Annotated in this window: 7 protein-coding genes; 1 reads left to right on the forward strand and 6 read right to left on the reverse strand. The window is 49.2% G+C overall.

Annotated elements, in window-relative coordinates:
- The 4 genes from ACTHS3_RS10055 to ACTHS3_RS10070 form a co-directional block, all read right to left on the reverse strand.
- The coding region (locus tag ACTHS3_RS10055; protein WP_440367885.1) for a sodium-dependent transporter at window positions 1–842 on the reverse strand (842 nt) is incomplete at its 3' end.
- 267 nt (window positions 843–1,109) lie between these two features.
- Window positions 1,110–2,015: a metal ABC transporter solute-binding protein, Zn/Mn family gene (locus ACTHS3_RS10060; protein ID WP_107867435.1), complete on the reverse strand. Its 906-nt coding sequence runs from the start codon at window positions 2,013–2,015 to the stop codon at window positions 1,110–1,112.
- 79 nt (window positions 2,016–2,094) lie between these two features.
- Window positions 2,095–2,970 carry a metal ABC transporter permease gene (locus ACTHS3_RS10065; RefSeq protein WP_070624827.1) on the reverse strand — a complete coding sequence of 292 codons (876 nt, stop codon included), beginning with the start codon at window positions 2,968–2,970 and terminating at the stop codon, window positions 2,095–2,097.
- A gap of 78 nt (window positions 2,971–3,048) precedes the next feature.
- The gene (locus ACTHS3_RS10070; protein ID WP_004520633.1) at window positions 3,049–3,774 is read right to left on the reverse strand and encodes a metal ABC transporter ATP-binding protein; all 726 of its coding nucleotides are present in this window, start codon (window positions 3,772–3,774) and stop codon (window positions 3,049–3,051) included.
- A gap of 270 nt (window positions 3,775–4,044) precedes the next feature.
- Here ACTHS3_RS10070 and ACTHS3_RS10075 point away from each other — a divergent pair, with 270 nt between their 5' ends.
- A complete protein-coding gene (locus ACTHS3_RS10075; RefSeq protein ID WP_004520632.1) occupies window positions 4,045–4,341 on the forward strand; it encodes a DUF2288 domain-containing protein in 297 nt (98 codons plus the stop codon).
- Window positions 4,342–4,404: 63 nt separating this feature from the next.
- Here the strand turns inward: ACTHS3_RS10075 and apaG are convergent, their stop codons facing one another.
- Together apaG and ACTHS3_RS10085 are read right to left on the reverse strand one after the other, a co-directional pair.
- A complete protein-coding gene (gene apaG / locus ACTHS3_RS10080) occupies window positions 4,405–4,773 on the reverse strand; it encodes a Co2+/Mg2+ efflux protein ApaG (protein ID WP_004520630.1) in 369 nt (122 codons plus the stop codon).
- Window positions 4,774–4,871: 98 nt separating this feature from the next.
- On the reverse strand, window positions 4,872–5,360 hold the full coding sequence (locus tag ACTHS3_RS10085; protein WP_039862448.1) for a phosphatidylglycerophosphatase A family protein: 489 nt from the start codon (window positions 5,358–5,360) through the stop codon (window positions 4,872–4,874).
- Window positions 5,361–5,474: the final 114 nt, after the last annotated feature.

Consider the following 5,474-nt stretch of genomic DNA (forward strand, 5'->3'; position numbering starts at 1 on the left):
GGGCCTTGACCGGGTTCAAAACCGAAGGCAAATACCGCAGGGAAAATCACCAAACCGGCCAGCAGCGACACAAACAGGTTCATCCACATAATCACATGGCCGGAACGGAACATATCCTGATCCTTACCCAAATACGAAGCATAGGTAATCATCGCGGACACGCCGATACTCAAGGCAAAAAACGCCTGACCCAAAGCAGTCAGCATCGTGCCGGGTTTCAAATACGACCAATCAGGTTTCAACAAGAATGCCACGCCGTCCATTGCGCCGGGCAAAGTCAGCGAACGGATAGCCAATGCAATAAAGAGGATAAACAAACCCGGCATCAACACGCGGTTTGCCTTTTCAATGCCGTCTGAAACGCCGCCTTTGACCACCCAAATGGTAATCAGCATGAACAAACCTTGGTAAAACAGCGAACCAAACGGCGAAGAAATCGTTTTACCAAACAAGGCCTCAAAGTCTGCACCGGCATGAATTTCGCCGGTAAAGCTGTGTACCACATAGTTCAATACCCAGCCGCCGACCACGCTGTAAAACGACAGCAAGATAAAACAAGCGACCACGCCCATGCGGCCAACCCACGGCCACTGCGAACCGGGGCGCAATACTTTGAAGGAATCGATGGCGTTTTTACCGCCCGTACGGCCGATGTAAAACTCGGCCAATTGGACCGGCAAGGCTACCAAAATCGTAAAAATCAAAAACAAAAGAAAAAATACGGCACCGCCGTTTGTACCGGCCGTATAAGGGAATTTCCAAATTGCACCCAAACCGATGGCCGAACCTGCCGCAGCAAGCACAAAGCCGATTTTGGATGACCAAGATGAATGGTTGCTCATGATGTAATATTAAGAAACGTGAAGATGCCGAATTGTAACAGGGTGAAGTCAAGCCGTGAGTGGCTGGCAGACAGCCGATAAGCAATTCGCACGGATGGTGCGTACTTACCAAGCAAATTAGCATGAATTTTTGATAATTAAACTTTTAATAGCACAAATTTTATTTTTATATTTCAAATTTGACGGTTTATTTTAAAAATAAGCATATAAAAGGCCGTCTGAAACCTTGTTTTTAAGGTTTCAGACGGCCTTTATCCTTAAGCCGCTTTATTTTTTCATGGCATCAGTTAAAACTTTGACATTGTAGCGATACATGCCAATGTAGCTATTGGCTGGTGCGCCACCCAATGCATCGGAATACAAACGTCCGCTGACATTAACGCCGGTTTCTTTGGCAATACGGTCAATCATGCGCGTGTCTTTGATGTTTTCAGTAAAGACGGCTTTAATGCCCTCGCGTTTGATTTGGCGGATGATGGAAGCCACTTGTTTGGCAGACGGCTCGGCTTCGCTGCTCACGCCTTGAGGGGCGATGAATTCAATATTGTAGCGTTTGCCCATGTAAGAGAACGCATCGTGTCCGGTCAAGACTTTACGCTTGGCGGCAGGTACGGCATTAAAGGCAGCCTGCGCATCACTGTGCAGTTTTTTCAGCTGCATTTGATAGTTGCCCAAACGTTGCTGATAGTAGGTTTTGCCTTCAGGGTCGGCTTGAATCAAAGCATTGGCAACGTTTTGCGCATAAGTACCCATCAGGACGGGGTCGGTCCAAACGTGCGGGTCAAACTCGCCGTGATCGTGATGATGGCCTTCGTGATCATGGTCATGATGATGGCCTCCCTCTTCTGCTTTCAAAGCCTGAATGCCTTTGGTCGCTTCGGCGAAAGGAACTTTACTCTGTTTGACTGCACGCTGTACATCGGCGGCTTCCAAGCCCAAACCGTTAAGCAATACCAATTTGGCACTGCGGATTTTTTTGATGTCGCCACTGGTCATGTGGTAGGCATGGCTGTCTTGGTTAGGGCCCACCAAGCTTTGAACGGCCACACGGTCGCCGCCAATCTGTTTGGCCACGTCGCCCAAAATGCTGAAGCTGGTGACAACAGGCAGCGGAGCGGCATAAGCTGCACCGGTCAATAATGCGGCAACGATGCCGAGTTTCCAATGTTTCATATTCTCTCCAGTGATATAACGTAACATTAACATCATCATAAAACAGACCGCCTGATTATTCAAGCGGCCGTCTGAAAAATCATGCCGTGCGGTGTTTCTTGCGGCGCAGCCATTTTGCCAAAATGCCGCCTTCCCAACCGAACACGACGGAAATCAAGTAAAGCGTGCCGCAGCATAAAATAATCGCAGGGCCGGACGGGATTTCAATATGGTAGGAAAACAACAGTCCTGCCAAACCGCAAAGCAAAGCCAATGCGACAGACAAAATCATCAGCCAACCCATGCTTTTCGCCCACAGTCTGGCGGTAATCGCCGGCAACATCATCAAGCCGACCGACATCAGCGTACCCAATGCCTGAAAACCGGCAACCAAATTCATCACGACCAGCACCAAAAACAACACATGCCAAAAGCCGCCCTTACCGCCGACAGCCTTGAGGAACAAAGGGTCTATACTTTCCAACACCAGCGGACGGAACATGACCGCCATCAGCAAAATAGTGACACTCGCAGAAACGGCAATCAGCTGCAAAGCCGGAATATCCACCGCCAACACCGAGCCAAACAGCAAATGCAGCAAATCGACGCTGCTGCCGTTTTTGCTGACTAAAACCACGCCGATGGCGAGACTGCTCAAATAAAATGCGGCAAAGTTCGCGTCTTCTTTCAATGAAGTAAACCGGCTGACCAAACCGGCCAACAAAGCCATCAGCAAACCGGCCGCAAAACCGCCAATGCTCATCGCAGGCAAACTCAAGCCGGCAAACATATAACCAATGGCCGCACCGGGCAAAACCGCATGGCTCAAGGCATCACCCACCAAACTCATGCGGCGCATCACCAAAAACACACCGACAGGCGCCGCGCTCAATGCCAAGCAGAAAATCGATGCCAGGGCATAGCGCATAAAGTCAAATTCGGCGAACGGCGCAACGACCAAATCATATAAGTCCATGTTTTATCGCTTTTTTATTATAATCTCTGAAAGCCTTAGGCCGTCTGAAAAATACTAACTTTCAGACGGCCTTGTCCATTAAACCGCGCACCAATCGGCCGCTTCCTGTTTCTGCATCATTCGGTTTGCCTGTGCCAAAAACTCATCGGTCAACACATTTTCCGTCGCGCCAGCAGTCACTTTTTCACGCGCCAAAAGCAGCGTGTTGGCAAAATATGCCCTCACCTGCTCGTAATCATGCAACACGGCAATCACTGCCTGACCGTCCTGATGGCACTGGCGCAAAACTTCCAACAGCGCATAAGTCGTCCGCGCGTCCACCGCATTAAACGGCTCATCCAGCAACAAAAATTTGGCATCCTGCACCAGCATCCGTGCAAACAATACGCGTTGGAACTGACCATTGGACAAGTGCGCGATTTGGCGTGTAGCAAAATCCTGCATTTCCACGCGTTCCAAAGCCGCCATCACGCGCTTTTTCTGCGCCGCGTTCACGCGTCCGAAAAAGCCGATTTCATACCACAGCCCCATCGCCGCCAGTTCAAACACCGTCATCGGCTGGCTGCGGTCAATATCCGACTGCTGCGGCAGATAGGCAATATCCTTGCGCGCCATATTTTCATAGCGCACGCTGCCCGTGTCCGTCTTCTGCAAGCCCATAATGGCTTTGAGCAGGGTCGATTTACCCGCGCCGTTCGGTCCGAAAATCGTCCACATCTTCCCATCTTCAAACACCATATCGACATGATGCACCACCGGCATGCGCTGATAGCTGACCGTCAAATTTTCCACTACGATACTCATGGCGATACCGCCCAAAAATATACAGCCCACAACGCCGCCAATGCGACAAGCGCAATCAGCAGCCTTTGCAGCAATCCGGTCAACAATACAGAATTCATAAGCCTAAAACCGCCCTTGTCCAAATACGGACAACAGGCCGTCTGAAAGAAAATTAAAACATTAAAATGATACTGTATAACGTTAACCCTGTAAATTTCTTTCGTTTTCAGACGGCATCGGGCAAAAGGCCGAATATCGGTTACAATCCGTTTTTTATTTGATGATTGTCCTATGTCTATTCCACTCTTAAACGAAAAACTCAATACCGAAACCGCCCGCATTTCATGGGAAGAGCTGCAACCCCACTTCGCACGCGGTGCCGCCGTCTATGTTGCGCCCGATTTGGATTTGATTGCCGTCGCCCGTCATGTTGCCGAAGATGAAGCCGCGCCATTGAAACAATGGATGGAACAAGGCAAATTCGGTGCCATCAGCGATGATATGGCACGCACATTTTTAGCGGATAAGCAGGAAATGTGGGCGGTTGTCGTAGCGCCGTGGGTATTGGTACAGCCTTGCAAAGACTGATAAGGTCGTCTGAAAAATAAAACCGGAACATTTCCCATGTTCCGGTTTTATTTTTCAGACGACCTATTGCAAAGTAAAGCCTGCTTTGAATTCAAGCTTCGGCACCCCGATAACGAAACGTTTGCCGATGCTGTCTTCAAACTCATACGCGCCTTCGATACTGCCCCAAGGCGTGCTGATTTGCGAACCGCTGTTGTACTCATAGGCTTCGCCCGGGTACAAAACAGGTTGCTCTTCAATCAGGCCAACATGACCGACCTGCTCTGTCTCACCGTGTCCGTCGGTGATTTCCCAAAAACGCTGACGCAAAGTAATGATTTTATCACTGCGGTTGCAGATGGTGATCAGATAATTGAAGGCGTAACGGTCGCGATAGACGTCGCTCTGACCGGCCATATAACGCGGCTCCACGTTAATCTCGATTTCATTCATAATTGTTTACCCCGTATGGTATTTATTTTATTTCAATATCCGGATAATTCCGGCGTGCCCGCCCTATTTTTGCAAAGGGTCGAAACACTTAAAACGCATCACGCGATCCAATAAAACAGGCCCAAGACCATCAAGGTCATCACAGCCGCAATCAAATCATCAAGCATAATGCCTAAACCTCCATGAATCCATTGGTCAAACCATTTTATCGGCCATGGTTTCAACGCATCAAACAAGCGGAAAATAACAAAAGCCGCCAGCCACCAGCTCCATTTAAACGGAATCAGCGACAGCACCAACAGCATCGCGACAATTTCATCCCAGACGATACCGCCGTAATCCTGAATACCCAGCTCCCTCTCGGTATAACCGCAAATGCGGATACCCCAGAAGAACAAGGCGATACACAATAAAAGCAATATCCAGCCGTCTATGCCCAACAGGCACAATACAAAAGCCAGAGGTAATGCTGCCAGCGTTCCGGCCGTACCCGGAGCAACCGGCGACAAGCCGCTGCCAAAACCGAATCCTAAAAAACACAATGGTTTGTGCAACAGCCAAGAAAAAGTAGGTTTACGTTCAGCCAAAATGATCAAATCCTAAAGAAGTCAGTTCCAATACGCCGCCTTCGGCATCCAAAATATTCAGACGGCCTGAGTCAGTCATTTTACCAATTCGGGCGACCGGTACGCCACTTTGTT

The sequence above is a fragment of the Neisseria sp. P0009.S007 genome (assembly GCF_051962515.1).